The sequence below is a fragment of the Allobosea sp. 05T438 genome, assembly GCF_056396025.1.
Genome location: NZ_JBFTKQ010000009.1, coordinates 88,581 through 111,079 on the forward strand (window position 1 = coordinate 88,581; position 22,499 = coordinate 111,079).

General features: G+C 67.6%; 20 protein-coding genes. 4 read left to right on the forward strand and 16 right to left on the reverse strand.

Annotated elements, in window-relative coordinates:
• Nucleotides 1-64: 64 nt before the first annotated feature.
• The gene (locus tag AC1DIN_RS18540; protein WP_476810853.1) at nt 65-1,567 is read right to left on the reverse strand and encodes a methyl-accepting chemotaxis protein; all 1,503 of its coding nucleotides are present in this window, start codon (nt 1,565-1,567) and stop codon (nt 65-67) included.
• A gap of 122 nt (nt 1,568-1,689) precedes the next feature.
• Nucleotides 1,690-2,325 carry an LbetaH domain-containing protein gene (locus AC1DIN_RS18545; RefSeq protein WP_476810854.1) on the reverse strand — a complete coding sequence of 212 codons (636 nt, stop codon included), beginning with the start codon at nt 2,323-2,325 and terminating at the stop codon, nt 1,690-1,692.
• On the opposite strand from AC1DIN_RS18545, the gene phnN reads away from it, so the two are divergent.
• Nucleotides 2,324-2,923: a phosphonate metabolism protein/1,5-bisphosphokinase (PRPP-forming) PhnN gene (gene phnN, locus AC1DIN_RS18550; RefSeq protein WP_476810855.1), complete on the forward strand. Its 600-nt coding sequence runs from the start codon at nt 2,324-2,326 to the stop codon at nt 2,921-2,923. The two genes, AC1DIN_RS18545 and phnN, sit on opposite strands and share 2 nt — an antisense overlap.
• Nucleotides 2,924-3,076: 153 nt before the next feature.
• On the opposite strand, the gene AC1DIN_RS18555 is transcribed toward phnN, so the two are convergent.
• The 8 genes from AC1DIN_RS18555 to phnG all read right to left on the reverse strand — a co-directional run bounded on the left by AC1DIN_RS18555 (nt 3,077) and on the right by phnG (nt 9,825).
• Nucleotides 3,077-3,772, reverse strand: a complete 696-nt coding sequence (locus AC1DIN_RS18555; protein ID WP_476810856.1) for a DUF1045 domain-containing protein — start codon at nt 3,770-3,772, stop codon at nt 3,077-3,079.
• Nucleotides 3,769-4,908: an alpha-D-ribose 1-methylphosphonate 5-triphosphate diphosphatase gene (locus AC1DIN_RS18560; RefSeq protein ID WP_476810857.1), complete on the reverse strand. Its 1,140-nt coding sequence runs from the start codon at nt 4,906-4,908 to the stop codon at nt 3,769-3,771. The genes AC1DIN_RS18555 and AC1DIN_RS18560 overlap by 4 nt, the downstream gene beginning before the upstream one ends.
• Nucleotides 4,909-4,910: 2 nt before the next feature.
• A complete protein-coding gene (gene phnL, locus AC1DIN_RS18565; RefSeq protein WP_476810858.1) occupies nt 4,911-5,606 on the reverse strand; it encodes a phosphonate C-P lyase system protein PhnL in 696 nt (231 codons plus the stop codon).
• 161 nt (nt 5,607-5,767) lie between these two features.
• Complete coding sequence (gene phnK / locus AC1DIN_RS18570) at nt 5,768-6,574, reverse strand: phosphonate C-P lyase system protein PhnK (protein WP_476810859.1); 807 nt, start codon at nt 6,572-6,574, stop codon at nt 5,768-5,770.
• Nucleotides 6,571-7,593, reverse strand: a complete 1,023-nt coding sequence (locus AC1DIN_RS18575) for an alpha-D-ribose 1-methylphosphonate 5-phosphate C-P-lyase PhnJ (RefSeq protein ID WP_476810860.1) — start codon at nt 7,591-7,593, stop codon at nt 6,571-6,573. Before AC1DIN_RS18575 ends, phnK begins: the two co-directional genes overlap by 4 nt.
• Nucleotides 7,590-8,792, reverse strand: coding sequence for a carbon-phosphorus lyase complex subunit (locus tag AC1DIN_RS18580; RefSeq protein WP_476810861.1), 1,203 nt, complete (start codon nt 8,790-8,792; stop codon nt 7,590-7,592). The genes AC1DIN_RS18575 and AC1DIN_RS18580 overlap by 4 nt, the downstream gene beginning before the upstream one ends.
• On the reverse strand, nt 8,792-9,394 hold the full coding sequence (gene phnH / locus AC1DIN_RS18585) for a phosphonate C-P lyase system protein PhnH (protein ID WP_476810862.1): 603 nt from the start codon (nt 9,392-9,394) through the stop codon (nt 8,792-8,794). The genes AC1DIN_RS18580 and phnH overlap by 1 nt, the downstream gene beginning before the upstream one ends.
• Nucleotides 9,394-9,825 carry a phosphonate C-P lyase system protein PhnG gene (gene phnG / locus AC1DIN_RS18590; protein ID WP_476810863.1) on the reverse strand — a complete coding sequence of 144 codons (432 nt, stop codon included), beginning with the start codon at nt 9,823-9,825 and terminating at the stop codon, nt 9,394-9,396. Before phnG ends, phnH begins: the two co-directional genes overlap by 1 nt.
• 88 nt (nt 9,826-9,913) lie before the next feature.
• Between phnG and phnF the strand changes: the two genes are divergently transcribed.
• Nucleotides 9,914-10,657: a phosphonate metabolism transcriptional regulator PhnF gene (gene phnF, locus AC1DIN_RS18595; RefSeq protein WP_476810864.1), complete on the forward strand. Its 744-nt coding sequence runs from the start codon at nt 9,914-9,916 to the stop codon at nt 10,655-10,657.
• A gap of 114 nt (nt 10,658-10,771) precedes the next feature.
• On the opposite strand, the gene phnE (AC1DIN_RS18600) is transcribed toward phnF, so the two are convergent.
• The 5 genes from phnE (AC1DIN_RS18600) to AC1DIN_RS18620 form a co-directional block, all read right to left on the reverse strand.
• On the reverse strand, nt 10,772-11,626 hold the full coding sequence (gene phnE, locus AC1DIN_RS18600; protein WP_476810865.1) for a phosphonate ABC transporter, permease protein PhnE: 855 nt from the start codon (nt 11,624-11,626) through the stop codon (nt 10,772-10,774).
• Nucleotides 11,623-12,504, reverse strand: coding sequence for a phosphonate ABC transporter, permease protein PhnE (gene phnE / locus AC1DIN_RS18605; RefSeq protein ID WP_476810866.1), 882 nt, complete (start codon nt 12,502-12,504; stop codon nt 11,623-11,625). Before phnE (AC1DIN_RS18605) ends, phnE (AC1DIN_RS18600) begins: the two co-directional genes overlap by 4 nt.
• Before the next feature lie 150 nt (nt 12,505-12,654).
• Complete coding sequence (phnD, locus tag AC1DIN_RS18610) at nt 12,655-13,569, reverse strand: phosphonate ABC transporter substrate-binding protein (RefSeq protein ID WP_441472321.1); 915 nt, start codon at nt 13,567-13,569, stop codon at nt 12,655-12,657.
• 77 nt (nt 13,570-13,646) lie between these two features.
• Nucleotides 13,647-14,465: a phosphonate ABC transporter ATP-binding protein gene (gene phnC / locus AC1DIN_RS18615; RefSeq protein ID WP_441472322.1), complete on the reverse strand. Its 819-nt coding sequence runs from the start codon at nt 14,463-14,465 to the stop codon at nt 13,647-13,649.
• A 155-nt stretch (nt 14,466-14,620) separates the two neighbouring features.
• A complete protein-coding gene (locus tag AC1DIN_RS18620) occupies nt 14,621-15,313 on the reverse strand; it encodes a TetR/AcrR family transcriptional regulator (protein ID WP_476810867.1) in 693 nt (230 codons plus the stop codon).
• Nucleotides 15,314-15,465: 152 nt separating this feature from the next.
• Here AC1DIN_RS18620 and AC1DIN_RS18625 point away from each other — a divergent pair, with 152 nt between their 5' ends.
• Entirely contained in the window at nt 15,466-16,545 is a 1,080-nt protein-coding gene (locus AC1DIN_RS18625) for an efflux RND transporter periplasmic adaptor subunit (protein ID WP_476766960.1), read from the forward strand.
• A complete protein-coding gene (locus AC1DIN_RS18630) occupies nt 16,545-19,631 on the forward strand; it encodes an efflux RND transporter permease subunit (protein ID WP_476810868.1) in 3,087 nt (1,028 codons plus the stop codon). Before AC1DIN_RS18625 ends, AC1DIN_RS18630 begins: the two co-directional genes overlap by 1 nt.
• A gap of 508 nt (nt 19,632-20,139) precedes the next feature.
• On the opposite strand, the gene pbpC is transcribed toward AC1DIN_RS18630, so the two are convergent.
• On the reverse strand, nt 20,140-22,413 hold the full coding sequence (pbpC, locus tag AC1DIN_RS18635; protein ID WP_476810869.1) for a penicillin-binding protein 1C: 2,274 nt from the start codon (nt 22,411-22,413) through the stop codon (nt 20,140-20,142).
• Between the last annotated feature and the right edge of the window lie 86 nt (nt 22,414-22,499).

Consider the following 22,499-nt stretch of genomic DNA (forward strand, 5'->3'; position numbering starts at 1 on the left):
GATCAGCCGAACGAAGAGAATTCGCGCACAATCAATAAGCGGAGCTTGCGCCGAGGCGCGGCGCTCAGGCCGCGCTGCGCCGCCCAGTTTGAGGCCGCGGCTCCGTCCGGAAGGCGGCGACGAGCCGATTGAGCTGGTCGATCTGGTCGAGCAGCGTGCGCGCGGAGGCGGCGCTCTGCTCGGCCAGCGCCGCGTTCTGCTGCGTGATCTCGTCCATATGGCTGACGGTCTGGCTCATCTCGTCGATGCCGTTGGCCTGTTCGCCGGCGGCGGAGGCGATTTCCTCGACCGTGCTCGACACCTTTGCGGAGGCGGAAACGATCCGGTCGAGTGTCTGGCCGGCCTGCCGCACCAGCTTGACCCCTTCGGCCACCTCCGCGTCGGAGGAGGCGATCAGGCTGGTGATGTCCTTGGCCGCGTCGGCGGAGCGCTGGGCCAGCGCCCGCACCTCGGCGGCGACGACGGCGAAGCCACGGCCGGCCTCGCCGGCACGCGCCGCCTCGACCGCGGCGTTGAGCGCGAGCAGATTGGTCTGGAAAGCGATGCCGTCGATCACGTCGGTGATCTCGGAGATCCGCTTCGAGGCGCCCTCTATCCGCGCCATCGCGTCGACTGCGTCCTTGACGATGTCGCCGCCTGTGCGGGCGACATTGGCGGCCTCGTCGGCGAGCGCGACGGATTCGCGCGAGGCCTGCGAGGAGGTCTTGACCGAAGCCGCGAGCTGCTCGGTCGTCGCGGCGCTTTCCTCGAGCGCGGAAGCCTGCTGCTCGGTGCGCATCGACAGGTCCTGCGCGCCGCTGTTGATTTCCTGCGAGGAGGCCGCGATCGCGACCGAGGTCGCCTTGATCGTCGCGGCCATCTCCTGGAGACGCGCCATCGCCGCATTGAAGTGCTCGCGGATCTGGCCATATTCGGCCGGGATCTCGGTGCTCATGCGATGGGTCAGGTCGCCCTCGGCGAGCGCGGCCATGCTCTTGCTGACGCAGGCGATCGCCAGGTCGCGCTCGGCCGTCTTGGCCTGCTCGATGGCGTGCGCCTCGGCTTCGGCCTTGAGGCGAGCTTCTTCCGAAGCCTCGAGATAGACGGTGATGGCATAGTCCATGTCGAGCAGCGCCGCCTTGACGATGGCGCCGACCTCAGCAGCGCGCTCCTCGGCGCCGGACATGCGCCGGCCGAGCGCGTTCTTCGGCCAGCGCGCTTCCAGGATGCTGGCGAGCATCTTCTCGAGGATCAGCGCGTAGCCACCGATGTACCAGCGTGGTTCGAGGCCGATCCGGGCATGGACCTTGCCGACGCGAGTGACGGCGTTGACGTAGTTCTCGTCGAAACTTCCGGTGGCGATCCCGCCCCAATGCTGAACCTGGCGCTGCTTGGCGGCCTCGATATGCTCTTCGCTGCTGAAGAAGCTCCGGGTCTCGGGAAACTCGCGGAGCTTGGAATAGAAGGCGTCGAGCGCCCCCGGAATCGCTGCCCCCAACGCCTCGCGCGCGTCCCGGATATGGCCCTGCGCTGCGCTGTCGAGGCCGATGAACGCCAGCCGCCTGGCGAGGTGATCCGATGCGGACATGAAGCCGAAATTCCCAACTGTGGCCCGTGACGATCCGAACCTTCCGGCTGTCTCGCCGATCGAGGTTAACAGCCGATGAGGGAGCCCGCTGATCTCGGTCAATCCGGTTGCGGCCGGATGTCTCAGGTGCCTTGCTGCAGGGCTTCGTAGGTGTCGAGGAACGCCTCCACCGGCAGGTGGCGGAAATCGTCCAGCGCGCCGCGCAGCTGCGCATGGTCCCAGTCCCACCAGGCCAGCGCTTGCAGCCGCTCGGCGACATCTTCGGAAAAGCGCTGCCGGACCGGCCGGGCCGGATTGCCGGCGACGATGGTGTAGGGAGCGACGTCCTTGGTGACGACGGCGCCGCCCGCGACCACGGCGCCGGTACCGATGTTACGGCCGGCCAGCACGATCGCGCCATGGCCGATCCAGACGTCGTGGCCGATCGTCACCGCATGCGCCCGGCGCCAGTCGAAGAAAGCGGCGTCGTCCTGCGCGTCCTCGAAATAGGCTGAGGCGCGATAGGTGAAATGCGACTGGCTCGCCCGCTGCATCGGATGGTTGCCCGGATTGATCCGCGTCATCGCCGCGATCGAGCAGAATTTTCCGATCGTCGTGTAAATGACATTCGCGTCGTTCACGACATAGGAGTAGTCACCCATCGTCGACTCGACGAAGACGGTGCGCGCGCCGATCTCGGTGTAGCGCCCGAGCGTCGCCTGCCTCACCTGCGCGGTCGGGTCGATCACCGCCTCGAGTCCCAGCTTCTTCGCAGCCATGTCCTTGCACTCTCCTGATCTTGCGGCACCCGTTTCAGCAGCGGGCGCGCTCGTCCTCGTGGTCGGGCCTTCCGGGGCGGGGAAGGACACCTTGATGGATGCGGGCCGGGCCGGGCTCGCCTGCGACCCGCGCTTCCGCTTCGCCCGCCGGCTGATCACGCGTCAGGCCATGGCCGGCGCCGAGGATCACGATTCCTGTGACGAGGCGGCCTTTCGGGAGGCCGAGGCCAGCGGCAGGCTCGCGTTGAGCTGGCGGGCGCATGGTCTGAGCTACGGCATCCCGGCGGCGGAGCTTGCTGGCATCGCCGAGGGTGCTGTGGTGATCGTCAACATATCCCGCGCGGTCATCGCGGCGGCCGAGCGGCTGGCGGAGCGCGTGGTGGTGCTCAACATCACCGCCCCGGTGCCGGTGCTGGCACAACGGCTCGCTGCGCGCGGGCGCGAGAGCGAGGCCGATATCGCGGCGCGGCTGAAGCGCGAGGCGCCGCTGACGGCGGAACGTGCCGAGATCGTGACGATCATGAACGATCGCAGCGTCGTCGAGGCGGCCGAAGAGCTGCTCGCCGTTTTGCGCGGGCTGGGCCGTCTGCCGGCTTAGCGCCCGAACCGGGACGTCATTGCGAGCGCAGCGAAGCAATCCAGGAGGACAGGGTGACATGTCCAGCCCGGTACCCCTGGATTGCTTCGTCGCTGCCGCTCCTCGCAATGACGGGGAAACGGCATGGCAGAGCGACATGGCGAGCCGAGTGCCTCAGCCGAACGGGTAGGAATCGATCAGGCGGAAGCGGCCGGCGCGGCCGTCCTGCTTGAACAGGGCGAAACGGTCGAGCTTGACCGGTCCGGCCGGAAGGGTCTCCGCATAGGCGGCTTCCAGCGCCTGCTTGACCGGTGCCGCGTGCTCGCCCGGCAGGGAGCCGGTCAGCGTCATGTGGAAGCGGAAGGCGTCGCCCACATAAGGATAGCCATAGGCTTCGAGATAGGCGTGCTGCGCAGGGGTGAGCGGGCTCTTCAGGCGTCGCGCCCGGTCCGCTTCCTCTAGCGGCGCGCGGAAAGGCTCGAAGGCCTGCACCAGCGTGAAGGCGAAGCGCTGCAGCTCTTCGCTCGGCTCGGACGGCGTCAGTGCGACGAAGGAGCCGAGCGCCGTGACGCTCAGGCCCGCCAGCGTCACGCCCTCGCGGCCGGCCGCATAGTTGCGGGCGAAGGCGCGCAGCTGCTCCTCGCTGCGGCCGTCGGCGAGTTCGAAGGGCGCCTTCAGCGTCGCGTGAAAGCCGTAGCGGCGCGGCTCCTCGGTGAAGGCCGGCCACCGCACCGGATCGCAGCCGGGCGGAACGGCAAAGGTCAGCTCCTCGCCGGTGAGCGCGTCATAGCCGAGCGTCGTGCTGCCGAAGCGCCAGAGGGGGCTTTCGGCAGCGGGCGCGTAATAGACGGCGTAGCGCGGCTTGCTCAAAATGCGCGCTCGCCCTTCGACCAGACCGTGCCGATGACCGGCGTGGCGCCGAGCACCTTGAAACGGACGAGATCGGCGCGCAGCCCGGTCTTGAGATGGCCGCGATCCCCGAGGCCGAGAATGTCGGCGACCTTCCAGGTCACCATGCCCATCGCCTCCGGCAGCGCGATGCCATGCTCGGCATTGAGCCTGACGACGGCCTGCAGCAGGCTCGCCGGCACATAGTCGGAAGAGAGGCCGTCGAGCAGGCCCTTCTCGGCGAGTTCCGAGACCGAGACGCCGCCGGAATGCGAGCCGCCGCGCACGACGTTGGGCGCACCCGCGACGGTGGCAAGGCCGTGCTTCTTGGCGGCTGCGGCCGCTTCGATCGTGGTCGGGAACTCGGAGATCACGGCGCCGGAGGCGACGCCTTCCTCGACATGCTCGGGAATCGTGTCGTCATGGGTGGCGAGCGGGATGCCGCGCGACCGGAAGACGTCGACGACGGCGGCCCAGTTCTTCGCGACATTGGCGGCGCCTTCCCGCTGACGGACCTCGACGTCCTCCTCGAACTCCGCGACCGTCTTGCCGTTGCCGACCGCATAGGTCTTGAGATGTTCGAGGTTGCGCCACTGGCGCTGGCCGGGCGTGTGGTCCATCAGCGATACCAGCTGGACCAGCTCGTCGTCCTGATAGGGGGCGATGTCTTCCAGCAATTGCGGGCTCGTCAATTCACAGCGCATGTGGATGCGGTGGTCGATGCGGAAGACGTTCTCGCTCTTGCCATAGGCCAGCGACTTCATCACGTCGGCGAAGATGTCCTTGCGGTAGTCCTTGGCCGAGAAGGGCGTGCCGGCGCAGACGGCGTCATAGACCGTGGTGACGCCGGCCGCGGCCATCTGCGCATCATGGACCAGCGCGGCTGCCAGCCCGTTCGGCCAGAAGACCTTCGGGCGCGGCATGAAGTGCTTTTCCATGTTGTCGGTATGCATCTCGACGAGGCCGGGCGCGACATAGTCGCCGCCGACATCGATGGCGCCGGGCACGGACGACTTGCCCTGATCGACCGCCGTGATTCCGCTGGCGTCGAAGGCGATGGTGCCGGTGACGACCTCGTTCTCGAGGATGAGCTTGGCATTGGTGAGAACGGTTTGCATCGTCAGGCCTTCCGGAAAGCGGTGATGTCGAGATAGCGCGTCGCGACGCGTTCGCGAACCGCCTCGTCATGGAAAATGCCGACGATCGCGGAGCCGGCGGCGCGCGCCTCGGCAATGAGCTCGACGACGACATCGCGGTTGGCGGCGTCGAGCGAGGCGGTGGGCTCGTCGATCAGCATGATCGCGGAGGGGTCGACGAAGGAGCGGGCGATGTTGACGCGCTGCTGCTCGCCGCCGGAGAAGGTGGCCGGCGCGAGGTTCCAGAGGCGCTCGGGCAGGTTGAGCCGGGCGAGCATGGCCTTCGCGCGCTCGGTCGCGGTTTCCGGCGTTGCCCCGCGCGCCAGCAGCGGGTCACGCACGATATCGAGTGTCGAGACGCGCGGGATCACCCGCAGGAACTGCGAGACGAAGCCGAGCGTGCGGCGGCGGATGTCGAGCACGGTGCGCGGCACGGCGGCGACGATATCGACGGGCCGGCCGCCATGGGTGATGCGGATCGCGCCGCTCGTCGGTCTGTAATTGCCGTAGAGGATACGCAGCAGGCTCGACTTGCCGGCACCGGACGCGCCGGCCAGCACCAGCGCCTCGCCGGCCTCGACATGGAAATTGACGTTGTCGAAAACGGGCAGCCGCGCTCCGCCCTGGTTGTGCAGGGTGAAGGTCTTGGCGACGTTCTCGACCTGAATCATCGTGGTCATGGGGTCAGTGCCTTGTGCCGGCGAGGTGACGAGGGTGTGACGGGCGAGGGCTCGTCATGCTCGGGCTTGACCCGAGCATCTCAGGAAAGAGGGGCGCCCGTTCCTGCATGAGATTCTCGGGTCTGCGCTGCGCTCCGCCCGAGAATGACGCTCTACCTTCCTCACACACTCAGCACCGCCGAGGTGAGAAGCTGCGTATAGGCGTGGTGCGGATCGTCGAGGACCTGGTCGGTCAGGCCCTGCTCGACGACGTGGCCGTCCTTCATCACCATCAAACGGTCGGTCAGGAGACGCGCGACGGCGAGGTCATGCGTGACGATGATCGCGGCGAGGCCGAGATCGCGCACCAGCACGCGCAGCAGGTCGAGCAGGCGGGCCTGCACGGAGACGTCGAGGCCGCCGGTCGGCTCGTCCATGAAGACGAGGCGCGGTTCGGAGACCAGCACGCGGGCGATCTGCAGGCGCTGCTGCATGCCGCCGGAGAACTGGCGCGGCCGGTCGTCGATGCGGGCGCCTGCGATCTCGACGCGCTGGAGCCAGTCGAGGGCGCGATCGCGGATCTGGCCGTAATGCCGGTCGCCGCGGTCCATCAGCCGCTCGCCGACATTGCCGCCTGCGGTGACATCCATGCGCAGGCCGTCGCGCGGGTTCTGGTGGACGATGCCCCAGGCCGTGCGCATCAGGCGGCGGCGCTCCTGCTCGGAGACCGAGTAGATGTCGAGCGGCTCGGCGCCGCCCCGGAACAGCACCTCGCCCTCGTCGGGCTTGTCGATGCCGGCGAGGCAGCGCAGCAGGGTCGACTTGCCCGAGCCGGATTCGCCGACGATGCCGAGCACCTCGCCCGGCCAGAGATCGAAGGAGATATCGGCGCAGCCGATGCGCTCGCCATAGAAGCGGCTGACGCCGTCGACGGAGAGCAGGGGGGCGGGTTCGAGGTCGGCTTCGCGGAGCGGAATATGGATGGTCATTGGGCGTCTCCCTGCCCGTCATTGCGAGCGGAGCGAAGCAATCCAGTATCGTAGCGCTCTACGTTCCCCTGGATTGCTTCGTCGGCTTCGCCGCCTCGCAATGACGGCTGATCGACCAGGCCGCTCGCGGCAGCATCGCCCAGCATGGTGCCGCGATGGCCCTCCGCCCGGCGGGTCTCGCAGTAATGGCTGTCGGAGCAGACGAACATGCGCCCGCCCTGGTCGTCGATCACGACCTCGTCGAGATAGCTGTCGCCCGCGCCGCAGAGCCCGCAAGGTTGGGTCCAGCTCTGGATGCGGAAGGGGTGGTCCTCGAAATCGAGGCTCTTCACGCTGGTATAGGGCGGCAGCGCGTAGACGCGCTTCTCGCGACCGGCGCCGAATAATTGGAGCGCGGGCGACATATGCATCTTCGGGTTGTCGAATTTCGGGATGGGCGAGGGCGCCATCACGTAGCGGCCGTTGACCATGACCGGGTAGTCATAGGTCTTGGTGATCTCGCCATAGCGAGCGATGTCCTCGTAGAGCTTGACCTGCATCAGCCCGTACTCGGCCCAGGCGTGCATCTTGCGGGTCTCGGCCTCACGCGGCTCCAGACGTCGCAGTGGCTCGGGCGTCGGGACCTGATAGACCATGACCTGTCCGCTCTTCAGCGGCGCCTCCGGGATGCGGTGGCGGGTCTGGATGATCGTCGCCTCGTCCGTCGCCTCGCTGGTGCGAGCGTCCGCCGTTCGCTCGAAGAACCTCCGGATCGAGACGGCATTGGTGGTGTCGTCGGCGCCCTGGTCGATCACCTTCAGCGTATCGGCCGGGCCGATGATCGCGGCGGTGATCTGGATGCCGCCGGTGCCCCAGCCGCGGGCCAGCGGCATCTCGCGCGAGCCGAAGGGCACCTGATAGCCGGGCACCGCGACGGCCTTGAGCAAGGCACGGCGGATCATCCGCTTGGTCTGCTCGTCGAGATAGGCGTAGTTGTAAGCCGGCTTGGTATCGTCAGCCGGCATCTGATGGATAGTCATTCCGCAGCCTCCGGCATGGCGTTCTGCTCTTTCCCGTCCTGCTCCTGAGCAAGCCGCTCCTCGCGCTCGCGGCGGATGCGGCGGATCAGTTCGAGCTCGCCCTGGAAATCGACATAGTGCGGCAGCTTGAGATGCTCGACGAAGCCGGCCGCCTCGACATTGTCGGCGTGGTAGAGGACGAATTCGTCCTGCTGCGCCGGGTAATTGGTGGCTTCGCCGAAATCGCGCGCCTTCAGGGCGCGGTCGACCAGCGACATCGACATCGCCTTGCGCTCGCTATGGCCGAAGACGAGGCCGTAGCCGCGGGTGAATTGCGGCGGCACCTCTTTCGAGCCCTGGAACTGGTTGACCATCTGGCATTCGGTCAGGGTGACGTCGCCGAGATCGACCGCGAAGCCGAGCTCTTCGGGCACGAACTCCACCGCGACCTCGCCGACACGGACCTCGCCAACGAAGGGATGCGTGCCGCCGAAGCCGCGCTGCACGGAATAGCCGAGGCCGAGCAGGAAGCCCTCGTCGCCGCGCGCCATGGATTGCAGGCGCACGTCGCGGTCGGCCGGGAAGGAGACGGGATCGCGCGTCAGGTCGAAGGGGCGCGGATCGCCCTCGGGCGGTACTTCCGCTTCCATCAGGCCCTCGGCACCGAGGATGTCGGGCACGCGCGGCATGGTCGCGTCGAGCGGAGCTTTCAGGTCGTCATGCTCGGGCTTGACCCGAGCATCTCCGGACACGGAGGTTCCGCCGCCGTCTCGTCCCGTCATGGCCGGGTCAAGCCCGGCCATGACGGCGGGGGAGTCCATCAACCCGAAATCGAACAGCCGGTGCGTGTAGTCATAGGTCGGGCCGAGCACCTGCCCGCCGGGCAGATCCTTGTAGGTCGCCGACACCCGGCGACGGATCGCCATCGCGGCGGTGTCGACCGGCTCGGAAGAGCCGAAGCGCGGCAGCGTGGTGCGATAGGCGCGCATCAGGAAGGCCGCCTCGATCACGTCGCCCTGCGACTGCTTCAGCGCGAGAGCAGCGAGGTCCTGATCGTAGAGCGAACCCTCGTTCATGACGCGGGCGCAGGCCAGCGCCTGCTGCTCGCGGATCTGGGCGACGCTGATTTCCGGCACGGCCGGGTCGCCGCGGCGCGCCTCGGCGACGAGATCATGCGTGGCATGGATGGCGGCCTCGCCGCCTTTGACTGCGACGTACATCAGCGAGCCTCCTCGATTTGCGTCGAGCGCGGCAGGCCGATCATGCCGTCGCCATGGGCGAGCACGACATCGACGCCGAGCGGATAGATGGCGCCGTTCTCTCGCAGCTCGTCGGTGAAGCCGGGGCGCAGGCCTTGTGGCGCGATCGAGCGGGTGCCGGGAATGCCGGGGCCGGAGAGGGTTAAGCCCGCGCCGCCATCCAGCGCTGCGATCTGCACGATCACGGTGGTCGAGCGATCCGGGAACTGGTCGGTGCCGAGATTGAAGGCCGAAAGCTTCGGCTCGCCGGCCGCGCCGTCTAGCACGGCGAAGACGGCTTTCGCGGGATCGTCGACCAGCGCCACGCCGCAATGGAAACGCAGCCAGGCGCCGGCCGCGCCGTTGCGCAGGGCTTCCGGCAGCCAGACCGGCGTCTCGTAGTCGGCGAGCGCCAGCAGCGCTGTGGCCGTCGCGGTCGCCAGGCCTTCCGGCGGCGTGATCTCGGCCGCCACGCGCTGCAGCGTGCCGGGCTCGGAGAGGGCGGCGAGCAGTGCACGGAAGGCGGCCTGTGACTGGAAGACCGGTTCGGAGAAGCCGGGTGCGATCAGGTCCTGTGCCGACATCACGAGCCCCGCACCAGCGTGAAGAAGTCGACCTTGGTCGCCGCGGCCTTGCGCGAGGCGAGGTCGCGGGCGGCCGCCTGCCGGGCGGCGAGCGTGGCGACGTCTCGATGCAATCCGCTGCCCTCGGCTTCGTCCTGGAGGCGGGCGTCGAGCAGGGCGGCGAGGCGCGCCTTCCGGCCGTCGCGGCCGAGCGCATAGGAGAAACCCATCCGTCCGTTGGAAAGGCGCACGACGCAGCGCGTCACGGTGGCTTCGCCAAGGTTGAAGCGGCGGCCGGCGCCACCGGCGCGGCCCTCGACCATCACGGTGCCGGTTTCCGGCGCCTTCAGCACGTCATGGTTGGGTGGATCGCCGAGCAGGCTTTCGATCTCGGCGCGGGAGGCGCGCGCCAGCGTCGCCATCCAGCTTTGTCTCGGGGTCTTCTGGCTCATCGGCTGGGGCTCGCTGGTCAGTTCCGAATGTCTAGACTATGCTAGGGAAGTTGATGGCAAAGGTCTATACTTTTCGGATGAAATTTTGATGACGGACGCAGCACTCGCGGAAAGGGATGGCGGTACGGCCTGGCGACGCATCGCCGACGAACTGGCGGAGGCGATCACGCGTGGCGAGTACAAGCTCGGCGACACGCTGCCGGCCTCGGTCGCGCTGGCCGAGCGCTATGGCGTGCATCGCCACACGGTGCGGCAGGCGTTCCGCCATCTCGCCGAGCAGGGGCTGGTGACGGTTTCGCGCGGCCGCGGCACGCAGGTGATGGCGCCGCGCCTGCCCTATCCGATCGGCCGGCGCGTCAGCATGCGCACCAATATGGGCAAGCTCGGCATCACCGGCACGAGCCGCATGCTCTCGGCCGAGGTGGTGGTGGGGGAGGCGTCGGCTTGCGCGGCACTCAAGCTGAAGACCGGGACGCCGCTCTGGTGTGTACGGGGCGTGAGTCTCGCCGATGGCGTGCCGATGGGCACGGGCACGCATTGGCTCTCGGTCGAGCGCTTTCCGGATTTCGACAAGGTCTATCGCGAAGCGGGCGGTTCGATCACGGCGGCTTTCAAGATTTACGGCATCACGGATTATGTCCGCCTGTCGACGCGACTGACGGCACGGCTTGCCGACGAGCCTGAAGCGGAGTTGCTGGAGATCGCGCCGGAGGCGGCCGTGATGATCTCGACTGCGGTCGATGCCTTGCCGGACCTGACGCCGGTGCATCTCGTAAGCAGCGTCTTCGCCGCCGAGCGCGTGGAAATGGTGATCGAGCCGTTCGGGGATTGAAGGGCTCCGTCGTGCTCGGGCTTGACCCGAGCATCTCAGGACGATGGGGCGCCTCTTCCGGCGAGAGATTCTCGGGTCTTCGCTTCGCTGCGCCCGAGAAGGACGGCAGGGGTTTCACCTCGCCCGGCGGCCGATGATGGCGAAGCGCAGCTTGCTCGACAGGAAGTCGATGGCGGAGACCGCGGCGAGGATCAGCAGGATCAGGAAGGAAACCTGCTGCCATTCCAGCGTCCGGATCGTCTCGGCGAGATAGAGGCCGATGCCGCCGGCGCCGACGATGCCGATGATCGTCGAGGAGCGGGTGTTCGACTCGATGAAATAGAGCACCTGGCTCGCGATCACCGGCAGCACCTGCGGCAGCAGGCCGAAGCGGATCTCATGCGCCTTGCCGCCGCCGACGGAGGCGACGCCCTCGACCGCCTTGCGATCGGCCGCCTCGATCGCTTCCGAATAGAGCTTGCCGAAGGCGCCGAGATCGCTGGTCATGATCGCGAGCATGCCCGCGAAGGGGCCGAGGCCCACGACGTTCACCCAGATCAGCGCCCAGATCAGGGCATCGACGCCGCGCACCGTGTCGAGCGAGCGCCGCGCAAGGAAGTGCACCACGCGGTTGGCGACGACGTTGCGGGCCGCGAGGAAGCCGAAGGGCAAAGCGAGCGTCGCCGCCAGAACGGTGCCGAGAAAGGCGATGGCGATCGTCTCGAACAGCGCCTGCACGAAGATCAGCGCGCGGGTCCAGGAACCGGGATTGGGCGGCAGCATCAGGGCGACGAAGGAGCCGAGATTGCCGAGCCCGGCGAGGATCTTCCAGAGCGAGGTCTCGAGCGTCGTCAGCCCGTAGAGGAAGAGGCCGAGCAGGGCGACGACGGTGCCGATCGTGGCGAGCTTCGTCTTGAGCGAGCCGCGGATCGCAGCCTGGTGGCGGGTGAGGATATCGGCGCGCTCGGCCGGGGTGAAGGCGAGGCTCATCGGCCATGCTCCAGGCTGAGGAGGGCGTGGCGCAGCCGCTCGGTGCCGTAGTCGATCAGCATCACCGTGACGATGATGAGCAGCAGGATGGCGCTGACATCGGTGAAGTAGAATTTGCGGATGGCCTCGATCAGGTCCTGGCCGATGCCGCCGGCGCCGACGAAGCCCATGATCGAGGCGCCGCGGACATTGATCTCGAAGCGCAGCAGCGCATAGCTGGCGAAGTTCGAGAGCACCTGCGGCACCACCGCGAAGCGCACGATCTGCCACCAGCTGCCGCCGGCGGCGGTGACGCCGTCGACCGGCTTCAGATCGATATTCTCGACCACCTCGGAGAAGAGCTTGCCGAGCGCGCCCATGGTGTGGATGGCGATGGCGAGCACGCCGGGCAGCGGGCCGAGGCCGAAGGCGATGACGAAGATCAGCGCGAAGACGATCTCGGGAACGGTGCGGCAGAATTCGAGATAGCGGCGGACCGCGAAGCGCAGCCAGGCGGACCGGCCGAGATTGGCAGCCGCGGCGAAGCAGAACAGGAAGGCGCCGACCACGCCGAGCACGGTGCCGACATAGGCGATCAGGATGGTCTGCCAGAGCAGCTTCAGCCAGCCCTTCAGGCCCCAGTACCATTCGGCGAGGTCGGCGCCGAGGCTGGAGAGGCGCAGCGTCGGCAGCGTCTCGAAGATGTATTTCGGGAAGCGGTGGATGTTCTCGGCGAACTTGCCGAGATCGACTTCCGAGCCCCGCGCTGCGAGCAGGACGCAGACGATGAACACGGCGGCGCCGATCAAGGCCTGCCGGCGCTTGGCCACGGCCGCCTGACGATAGGTCTCGGCATGGGCCCGGATGGCCGGGTCGTTGCGGTCGATCGCGAGGGTCATGAGCGTCCGTTACCGGAGAGGGCGCCAAGTCGCGCCGCAACCGTCATGCTCGCCCTTGTGGCGAGCATCCAAGTCTTGAAAGCTGCAAAAGGCAGGGAAGATGTGGATGGTCGGGACAAGCCCGACCATGACGGCGAGCGTGCGTGCTGCTTACGACGACTTCTTCTTCCGCAGGTCGTCGACGAACTTGTTGAGCTCGATGATCGGGTCGTAGGCCTTGTTGTCGACGGCGACGAGCGGGCCCTGCTTGCCTTCATAGATCTTGTCGAAGGCGGCCTTGTCCTTGGTGGCGAGGTTCAGCACCGCGTCGCGGATCTTCGCCTTGAGGTCATCAGGCAGGTCCGTGAGATAGGCCATCGGCGAGTTCACGATCTGCTCGGACTTGTAGATGATCCGGAAGTCGTCGGCCTTGACCATGTTCTTGCGGGCCATGCGCTGCAGGTTGGATTCCTGCTCGTCGTTCCACCAGTTGGCGGCGATGTCGACGGTGCCCTGCTGCAGCGCGATGACCGCGTTCTCGTGGCTGCCGGTGTAGACGACCTTGGAGAAGAAGGTTTCCGGCTCGATCTTCATCTGGTTGAGGACGAAGCGCGGCACGTTGTTGCCCGAAGTGGAGTTCGGATCGACGAGGCCGAGATTCTTGCCCTTGAGGTCCTCGACCTTCTGGTAGGGCGAGTCCTTCTTCACGTAGAAGACCGAGTGATAGCCCTTGGTGCCGTCGAGATTGGTCTCGATGGCGAAGGCATCGACCTTGGCGCCGGTCATGCGGGCGCGGGCGAAGGAAGCCGGGCCGTACATGCCGATATGGATGTTGCCGGCGCGCTGGCCCTCGATGATCGCGGCGTAGTCATTGGCGATGCGCAGCGTCACCTTGGTGCCGAGTTCCTTCGCGAGGTAGTTCACGAAGGGGGTGTAGCGCTCGACGACGCCCGAGGCATTCTCGGCCGGGATGATCGCGAAGACGAGCTCCGGATACTTCGCCTTCCAGTCCTGGGCGAAGGCCGGGGCAGCGGCGGCCGCGAGGCCGGCGGCCGCGAGCTTGAGGGTATGGCGACGGGTCAGCATTGGGTCTGCTCCTGGTTGCTGTCGGGCTGGTCTTCTCGCAGCGGCGGCCTCCGGCCGCGCCGGCGATCCTTCGCTTGTCAGGCGATCTTCTGGCGCGCGCGCTTCGCTTCGGAGGCGGCGATGGCGTCGAGCGCATCCAGCGCCTCGGCGCCGGCATCCTTGGCCTCGATGCCGTAGAGTTCGGCCGCGACCTCGCGGGTCAGCGCCTGCGGCACGTCGTCGAACACCACCTTGCCGGCCGACATGCCGATCAGCCGGTCGCAATACTTCGCAGCGATGTCGAGGTCGTGCAGGTTGCACATCACGGTGATGCCGTCCTCGCGATTGATGCGGAACAGCGCGTCCATGACGACCTGGGTGTTGCGCGGGTCGAGCGAGGCAATCGGCTCGTCGGCGAGGATGATGCGCGGCTCCTGGACGAGCGCGCGGGCGATGGCGACGCGCTGCTGCTGGCCGCCGGACAGGGTCTCGGCGCGCTGTGCCAACAGATGCCCCATATCGAGACGCTCGAGCGCCGCAATGGCGCGGATCTTGTCGTCTTCCGAGAAGCTCTTGACCAGGGTCAGGGCGGCGGAGCGGTGGTTCAGGCGCCCGAGCAGCACATTGGTCAGCACGTCCAAGCGGCCGACGAGGTTGAACTGCTGGAAGATCATCGCCGTGTCACGGCGCCAGCGCCGCAGCGAGGCCCCCTTCAGCGCCGTGACCTCCTGCTCCTCGCAGGCGATCCGGCCGGAGGTTGGCTCGGCCAGCCGATTCAGCATGCGCAGCAGGGTTGATTTGCCGGCTCCGGACCTGCCGATCACGCCAACCATCTCTCCCTTCGGGATCGACAGCGAGACATTGTCGACAGCGTTCTTGTCGCCAAAGCGCTTGGTCAGACCTTCGATACGCAGCATGTGGTGGGTTCTCGCGCACGATGCGGGCATGAGCGCAGCCCCGTCCGGCCCAAGCCGGGGGGCAACGCGTCTCCATGGCGACGAGAGCTAGCGGCCGCTGATGACAGCGGCGTGACAGTGGCCGAAAGCGCGGTTGGGCGGCCCCGAAGGCCTTGTCAGAGCGAGTTCAGCAGCGCATCGACGCAGGCGCGCACATAGGCTTTCCGTTGGGCGGCCGGCATCGGCTTGACCCCGAGAAGGCCGCGCAATTGATGCAGGCCGCGCAGCATGCCGACGAACTGCTCGGCGAGGAGATCAGCTTCGGCGAGGCCGAGCGGCCGGGCGACGCCGTCGCCGACGCGTGACCGTTCGATGAGCAGCGTCACGATCGCGGCGCTCATTCTCTTGGCGCCAGCCTCATAGGCGACGCGGCCGAGCTCGGGAAAGCGCGGCGAGGCGCTGACCACGAGCCGGTGCAGATCGAGGGAGGCCGGGCGCAGCATGAGCTTGAGCATGTCCTCGCCCAGGCGCGCCAGGGCGCTGCGCAGATCGGCGGCGGGCGACGCCTGCTCGAGCGGCAGAGTCAACGTTTCCGTGAGGCCGGCACAAATCGCCTTGAACAGCGCTTCCTTATCGGCGAAATGGCTGTAGATCGTCTGTTTCGCAACACCGGCCCGATGGGCGATCTGGTCGAGGCTCGCGCGTTCGAACCCCTCCGCGAGGAAGGTTTCGGCGGCAGCGCGGGTGATGGCGTCGTGCTTGTCGGGGCGCCCGCGTTCGGCGGAAGGGGATTTGGCCGGGTTCGTTTCGGTCTGGTTGGAGTCGAGCAGGCGGGTCTTGGTGCCGTTTCGCCGGAGGGGTTTCGGCACGGGTCTTGCCTCGGCGTCTGCCGGTTCGTTGAGAGAGGTCGCCCGGTGACGGCGGAGAGGGGTATCAGCCATGCTCCCCCGCGCAGGTGGCCTCTTATCAAACTAGACTGTCCAGTCTAAGATAGTCGCGCGGTATCGGAGCGTCCAGTCTTATGAAGCGGTTTGTTCTCCTCGTCGTGGTCGCGGCGCTCGCCGGCGGCGGCTATTACGCCTACCGCAACCAGCGTGCCGGCACGCAGCAGGCCCAGGCCAGCGCCGTTTCCGGGCCGCGCGCCGTGCCGGTGGAGGTGGCTTCCGTCGAGACGATGACCGTCAACGAGGAGGTCGAGGCGCTCGGCACGCTCGCCGCGGATGAATCCGTGATCATCGCTTCCGAAATCGCCGGCCGCGTCGTCGCTCTCGGCTTCAAGGAGGGCGAGCGGGTCAAGGCCGGTCAGGATCTGGTTAAGCTCGATACCGCCATCCTCGATGCCGAGCTGAAGCAGGCGCTGGCCGATCTCGGGCTGGCGCGCGACACCAACGAGCGGCTGAGGGCGCTGGTGCAGCGCGGCTCGGGCACGCAGGTCGCGCTCGACGAGTCGACGGCGCGGCTCGCCTCCAGCGAGGCGCGCGTCCAGCTTGCCAAGGCCAAGCTCGCGCAATCGACCATCGTCGCGCCGTTCAGCGGCGTCGTCGGCCTGCGCTCGGTCGGCATCGGCGATTATGTCTCCGTCGGCAAGCCGCTGATCGTGCTGACCAGCATCGACCCGATCAAGGTCGATTTCCGGGTGCCGGAGATTTATCTGAGCCGCGTCAAGGTCGGCCAGCCCGTCCAGGTGCGCGTCGATGCCGTTCCGGACCGGACTTTCACGGGCCAGATCTTCGCGATCGACCCGGTCGTCGACGTCAACGGCCGCGCGATCCGCCTGCGCGCCAACGTTCCGAACGGCGACCTCGCCCTGAAGCCCGGCCTTTTCGCCCGGCTGTCGATCACGGTCGACCAGCGCGAGAACGCCATGATCATCCCCGAGATGGCGGTGGTCCCGGACGGTGTCGGCAAGATGATCTACGTGGCCGAGAACGGCAAGGCGCGCCGCGTCGCGGTCGAGCTCGGCAAGCGGCTGCCCGGCAAGGTCGAGGTGGTCAGCGGGCTGAAGCCCGGCATGCAGATCATCACCGCCGGTCAGATGCGGCTGCGTGACGGCAGCACCATCTCCATCAAGGAAAAGCCTGTCCAGACGAGCCAGCTCTGATGAGCCTCTTCGAACTCTTCGTCCGCAGGCCCGTCCTCTCGACGGTGCTGAGCCTGCTGGTGATGCTGATCGGCATCGTCTGCTATGGCCGCCTCACCGTCCGCGAATACCCGAATATCGACGAGCCGATCGTCTCGGTGCAGACGATCTATCGCGGTGCCTCGGCTGAGATCATCGAGACCCAGGTCACGCAGATCCTGGAGAACTCGATCGCCGGCATCGAGGGCATCGAGATCATCTCCTCGGCCAGCCGCCAGGAACGCAGCCAGATCTCGGTGCGCTTCCGCCCGGACATCGACCCCGATGTCGCCGCGTCGGACGTGCGTGACCGCGTCAGCCGTGTGCGCGGGCGCATGCCGGAAGAGATCGACGAACCGATCATCGCCAAGGTCGAGGCGGATTCGCAGCCGGTCCTTTATCTGTCGCTGACCAGCACGCGGCATAGCCCGCTCGAGCTGACCGACTTTGCCGATCGTTTCATCGCCGAGCGCGTCCAGAACATCACGGGCGTCGCCGAGGTCCGCATCCTCGGCCAGCGGCAATATGCGATGCGCATCTGGCTCGATCGCTCGCGCCTCTCGGCCTATGACGTGACCGTCCAGCAGATCGAGGCGGCGGTTCGCGCCCAGAACATCGAGATTCCGTCGGGCCGGATCGAGAGCAGCGACCGCGAGTTCACCGTGCTGTCGCAGACCGGCCTGGTCACGCCGGAGCAGTTCCGAGAGATCGTGGTGAAGGATGCCGCCGGCTTCCCGATCAAGCTGAAGGATCTCGCGCGCGTCGAGCTCGGCGCGCTCGAGGAGCGCAACGCGGCCTGGTTCAAGGGCTCGCCCTCGGTGACGGTCGGCATCGTCAAGCAGGCGACCGCGAACCCGCTCGACGTCTCGTCCGGCGTGCGCGCAGCCCTGCCGGGCATCATCGAGGATCTGCCCGACGGTATGTCGATCGCGGTCTCCTACGACAGCTCGATCTTCATCGACCGCTCGATCAAGGCGGTGTTCCAGACGATCATCGAGGCGATCGTCCTCGTCGTCCTCATTATCTTCGTCTTCCTGCGCTCGCTCAGGGCGACGCTGATTCCGCTGGTGACGATCCCCGTCTCGCTGATCGGCTCCTTCGCGCTGATGTATGCGTTCGGCTTCACCGTCAACACGCTGACGCTGCTCTCGATGGTGCTCGCCATCGGCCTCGTCGTCGACGACGCCATCGTGGTGCTGGAGAACGTCCACCGCCATATCGAGGACGGCATGGAGCCGACCAAGGCGGCGATCCGCGGCATCAACGAGATCGCCTTCGCGGTGGTCGCGATGACGCTGACGCTGGTGGCGGTCTATGCGCCGATGGCGTTCTCGACCGGCCGCACCGGCAAGCTCTTCATCGAGTTCGCGCTCACGCTCGCCGGCGCGGTCTTGGTCTCGGGCTTCGTCGCGCTGACGCTGACGCCGATGATGTGCGCCAAGCTCCTGCGCCACCACGACAAGCATAGCTGGCTGTACAACGTGCTGGAGCGTGGCTTCCAGGGGCTGTCGCGGGGCTACAAGGCTTCGCTGCGCGCCGCCCTGACGGTGCGCCCGCTCATCGTCCTGCTCGCGGTCGGCGTCGCCGGCGGCGGCTATTACTTCTTCACGCATCTGCGCGCGGAGCTGGCGCCGGTCGAGGATCGCGGCACGATCAACGTGATCGGCGTCGCGCCGGAAGGGGCGACCATGTCCTTCACGGCGAGCTACGCCCGGCGGGTCGAGGAGTATTTCAGCAAGCTCCAGGAGGTGGATACCTATCTCGTCATCGTCGGCTTCCCCGACGTGACCCGCGCCATCGCCATTGCCCGGCTCAAGCCCTGGGAGGAGCGCGAGCGCAAGCAGCAGGATCTCGTCGCCGACATTACCCGCGAGCTCGGACAGATCCCCGGCATCCGCCTCTTCGCCAACAACCCGCCCTCGCTCGGCCAGGGCAACGCCAACAGCAAGCCGGTGGAGTTCGTGCTGCGCTCTTCGGAGAGCTATGCGCAGCTCAAGAGCTATGTCGATCAGCTGATGCGGGAGGTCGCCGACTCTCCGGCGCTCTCGAACGTCGAAACGAACCTGATTCTCGACAAGCCGCAGATCCGGGTCACGATCGACCGGCAGCGCGCTGCCGACCTCGGCGTCGGCGTCGATGTCATCGGCCGCACCATGGAGACGCTGCTCGGAGGGCGCCAGGTCACGCGCTTCAACATGAACAGCAAGCAGTACGACGTGATGCTGCAGGTCGCCGGTTCGGAGCGCAACACGCCGCAGGCGCTGCAATCGATCTATCTGATGGGCCGCAGCGGCGCCGTGGTGCAGCTGTCGAGCCTGGTCAGGATCGAGGAGACCGTCGCGCCCAAGGAGCTGGTCCGCTTCAACCAGCTGCGCTCGGCCACGATCACGGCGCTGCCGGCGCCGGGCTACTCGCTCGGCGACGCGCTCAAGGTGCTGGAGGATGCGACGGCCCGCGTGTTGCCGTCCTCGGTCCAGGTCGATTATTCCGGCCAGAGCCGCGAGTTCAAGCAGTCGGGCGCGAGCATCTTCCTCGTCTTCCTGCTGGCGCTGGGCTTCATCTATCTGGTGCTGGCAGCGCAGTTCGAGAGCTTCGTCGATCCGATCGTGATCATGGTCTCGGTGCCACTCTCGCTCACGGGCGCGCTCGCCGCGCTCTACTACACGGGCGGGACGATGAACGTGTACAGCCAGATCGGCCTGATCACGCTGGTCGGCCTGATCACCAAGCACGGCATCCTGATCCTGGAGTTCACCAACCAGCTGCGCKAGGAGGGCAAGGAGATGATCGACGCCCTCGTCGAGGCGGCGGAGCTGCGCCTGCGGCCGATCCTGATGACCACGGGCGCGATGGTGCTCGGCGCGGTGCCGCTCGCCATCGCCCATGGCGCGGGTGCCGAAAGCCGCTCGCAGATCGGCTGGGTCATCGTCGGCGGCATGACCTTCGGCACGCTGCTGACGCTCTATGTGGTGCCGGTCGCCTACAGCTACCTGGCCCGCAAGGTCCACGGCTCGCGCCACGGCGCGCATGACGAGGCGCACGGGGCGCATCCCGCGCCGGCGGAGTAGGGCACCTACGTCATTCTCGGGCGAAGCGTAGCGGAGACCCGGGAATCGCCGGACGGGACGGCGCAAGAGCCTCTTTCGGCATGAGATGCTCGGGTCAAGCCCGAGCATGACGCTCCCGATTGCAGGCAAACTTATCCCCGCTGCTCCGCCCCATGCCTATTCTCCCCGCGTCCCTTCCGACCGGGGGCTTCGCGAGGCATCGCAGGCCGGAGGGGATTGCGGGTTTCGCGCGCGCCGGACCGTTGCGGGTCCGTCGGGCGTGGAGGTGCCGACTTCGCACAGGCCGAACAGGCAGGCCTCCGCCCTCGCCGGGCGTCCAAGCGAAGCGGACCCCCAGATACCCGTGCGCGGAGCCGGGCAGCGCGAGGTCGTCGCTGTTCGACACCATCGACATCGACTCGACATCGGCACGCAGCCGTCGACTGCGAACGCCGCCAGGCTCCGCGCATCCCCGGATGCTCACAAGCCCGAAACCCCGCAGGCGCGCCTGGACGGGGCTTTCGGCGCGCTACTGCAGCCTGATGGACACGCTCTCGCTCGCGCCGGTGCCGTCGATCACGGAAATCCGCATGAAGCCCTTGCCCGGTGGCTGCCACTGCGTTTCGCGCCGGCGCTGGGGTTCCGTCACCGGCGTGCCGTCGACCAGCCAGGTATAGGGCGGCGAGCCGCCGGCGGCCTTGAGGTTGAGCTGGCCCTTGCCGTCGAGGGCGGCGGCGGAGAGGTCGATGCGCGCGCCATCCGGCGGGAAGGCGAGCTTGAGCGTCGGCGTCGTCATCGCCGTCACGGTTTTGGGCACGTCCTGCCTGAGATGCCTGAGCGGCGGCGGCAGATGGCCTGTGCTGGCAATGATCGCATCCGCCGGCTGCGGGAAAGGACGCGGGTCGATGCCGAGCCGCGCGAAGGCGTCGAACAGGATCGGTGCCGCGACGGTGCGTCCGACGAGGCCGGGCACGGCGCCGTTGTCGGCCCTGCCGACCCAGACGCCGATCGTATGCTTGCGGTCGAAGCCGACAGCCCAGGCGTCGCGATAGCCATAGGAGGTGCCGGTCTTGTAGGCGATGCGTCCGGGCACCGCGTTGAGCGGGGGCGGCGCGCCGAGCAGGGTGTCGGCGACGTACCAGGCCGCGACGGGGTCGACGAGGCGAGCTCCGCCATGCGAGCCCTCATCCTGAGGAGCAAGGCGTGAGCCTTGCGTCTCGAAGGATGCTCCAGAGGGCGCTGGATCATCCTTCGAGACGCCGCGGAGTTCATCCTTGGGCCGGCCAAAGGCCGGACCCGAGGGCGGCTCCTCAGGATGAGGGCCGAGGGAAGTGGCGGATGCGGCCCGGAAGCGCAGCGGCACCAGCTCGCCGCCGCGGGCCAGCCCGACATAGGCGCGGGTCAGGTCCTGCAGGGTGATGCCGAGCCCGCCGAGGCCGACGGCGAGGCCGGGCGCGCCGCTGTCCTTGGGCATGGCGATGGCGATGCCGGCATCGCGCAGCCGCGAGAGGAAGCGTTGCGGGCCGAGCGCCGAAAGCAGCTCCACCGCTGGCACGTTGAGCGAGAGCTGCAAGGCTTTGCGCGCGCTGACCATGCCCTGGAAGGTCATGTCGAAGTTCTCGGGGATATAGATGCCGTAGCGGGCTGGCCGGTCCTCCAGCATCGTCTCGGGATGGGCGATGCCGTTGTCGAAGGCGAGCGCGTAGATGAACGGCTTCAGCGCCGAGCCCGGCGAGCGCAGCGCCCGCGTCAGGTCGAGCGAACCCGCCCGCTCCGTAGCGAAGTAGTCGACGCCGCCGACCGAGGCGCGGATTTCGCCGGTGTCGTTGTCGACGGCAAGGATCGCGATCGAGACCTGCGGCGCCAGCCCCAGGCTGCGCTCGCGGGCAAGACCTTCGAGCGACGCTTGCAGCCGCGCGTCGAGCGAGAGCTTCTGGACCCGCTCGGCCGGCGCCTCCGCCACGGCCTGCTCGGCGACATGCGGGCTCAAGTTCGGGAAGGGGCGACGGGCGGTCGGGATCGGCTCGGCGCGGGCGGTGGCAACCTCGTCGCGGGTGGCTAAGCCGGCCTGCTCGACCCGTTCCAGCACGCGTTCACGCGCCTTGCGGGCGGCCTCGGTGAAGCGGTCCGGCCGGCGCGTCTCCGGCGATTGCGGCAGGGCGACGAGGAGGGCGGCCTCGGCCGTCGAGAGCCGCTTCGGCTCCTTGCCGAAATAGGCGAAGCTCGCGGCGCGCACGCCTTCGAGATTGCCGCCGAAGGGCGCGAGCGTGAGGTAGAGGTCGAGAATGCCAGCCTTGTCGAAGCGCCGCTCCAGCTCGATGGCGCGCACGGCCTGCCGAAGCTTGGCCGCGAGCGTGCGGTCCTCGCGCGGCTCCAGCAGGCGTGCGACCTGCATGGTCAGCGTCGAGCCGCCCGAGACGATGCGGCCATTCGCCAGCATCTGGCCGGCGGCGCGCAGCAGCCCGAGCGGGTCGATGCCGCGATGATCGTCGAAGCGCTTGTCCTCGAAGGCCTTGAGCATGGCGAGGTAGCGCGGGTCCACGTCCTCGGAGGTGACCGGCAGCTTCCAGCGCCCGTCATTGGTGAGGAAGGGGCGGAGAAGCTTGCCTTCGCGGTCGAGAACGACGGTCGAGCGATCGGCTGCGGCCGAGAGGTCGAGCGGGGGCAGCGAGCGGGCGTAGAGGATGAGGGCAGCGGCGCCCGTCATTGCGAGGAGCGCCACCGACGAAGCAATCCAGCGCGCCGCCCTGCCGCCCCTGGATCGCTTCGCTGCGCTCGCGATGACGGGAATGTCAGCCGTCATGCTCGGGCTTGACCCGAGCATCTCCTGATCGAGATTTTCGGGTCTGCGCTTCGCTTCGCCCGAGAATGACGGGCGGTCTGGTCCGG

Coding starts and splice junctions, on each gene's coding strand:
- AC1DIN_RS18540 (WP_476810853.1), bottom strand. CDS start 1,567: ATGTCCGCATCGGATCACCTCGCCAGGCGGCTGGCGTTCATCGGCCTC.
- phnN (WP_476810855.1), top strand. CDS start 2,324: ATGTCCTTGCACTCTCCTGATCTTGCGGCACCCGTTTCAGCAGCGGGC.
- AC1DIN_RS18545 (WP_476810854.1), bottom strand. CDS start 2,325: ATGGCTGCGAAGAAGCTGGGACTCGAGGCGGTGATCGACCCGACCGCG.
- AC1DIN_RS18560 (WP_476810857.1), bottom strand. CDS start 4,908: ATGCAAACCGTTCTCACCAATGCCAAGCTCATCCTCGAGAACGAGGTC.
- phnL (WP_476810858.1), bottom strand. CDS start 5,606: ATGACCACGATGATTCAGGTCGAGAACGTCGCCAAGACCTTCACCCTG.
- phnK (WP_476810859.1), bottom strand. CDS start 6,574: ATGACCATCCATATTCCGCTCCGCGAAGCCGACCTCGAACCCGCCCCC.
- AC1DIN_RS18575 (WP_476810860.1), bottom strand. CDS start 7,593: ATGACTATCCATCAGATGCCGGCTGACGATACCAAGCCGGCTTACAAC.
- AC1DIN_RS18580 (WP_476810861.1), bottom strand. CDS start 8,792: ATGTACGTCGCAGTCAAAGGCGGCGAGGCCGCCATCCATGCCACGCAT.
- phnH (WP_476810862.1), bottom strand. CDS start 9,394: ATGTCGGCACAGGACCTGATCGCACCCGGCTTCTCCGAACCGGTCTTC.
- phnG (WP_476810863.1), bottom strand. CDS start 9,825: ATGAGCCAGAAGACCCCGAGACAAAGCTGGATGGCGACGCTGGCGCGC.
- phnF (WP_476810864.1), top strand. CDS start 9,914: ATGACGGACGCAGCACTCGCGGAAAGGGATGGCGGTACGGCCTGGCGA.
- phnE (WP_476810865.1), bottom strand. CDS start 11,626: ATGAGCCTCGCCTTCACCCCGGCCGAGCGCGCCGATATCCTCACCCGC.
- phnE (WP_476810866.1), bottom strand. CDS start 12,504: ATGACCCTCGCGATCGACCGCAACGACCCGGCCATCCGGGCCCATGCC.
- phnD (WP_441472321.1), bottom strand. CDS start 13,569: ATGCTGACCCGTCGCCATACCCTCAAGCTCGCGGCCGCCGGCCTCGCG.
- phnC (WP_441472322.1), bottom strand. CDS start 14,465: ATGCTGCGTATCGAAGGTCTGACCAAGCGCTTTGGCGACAAGAACGCT.
- AC1DIN_RS18625 (WP_476766960.1), top strand. CDS start 15,466: ATGAAGCGGTTTGTTCTCCTCGTCGTGGTCGCGGCGCTCGCCGGCGGC.
- pbpC (WP_476810869.1), bottom strand. CDS start 22,413: ATGACGGCTGACATTCCCGTCATCGCGAGCGCAGCGAAGCGATCCAGG.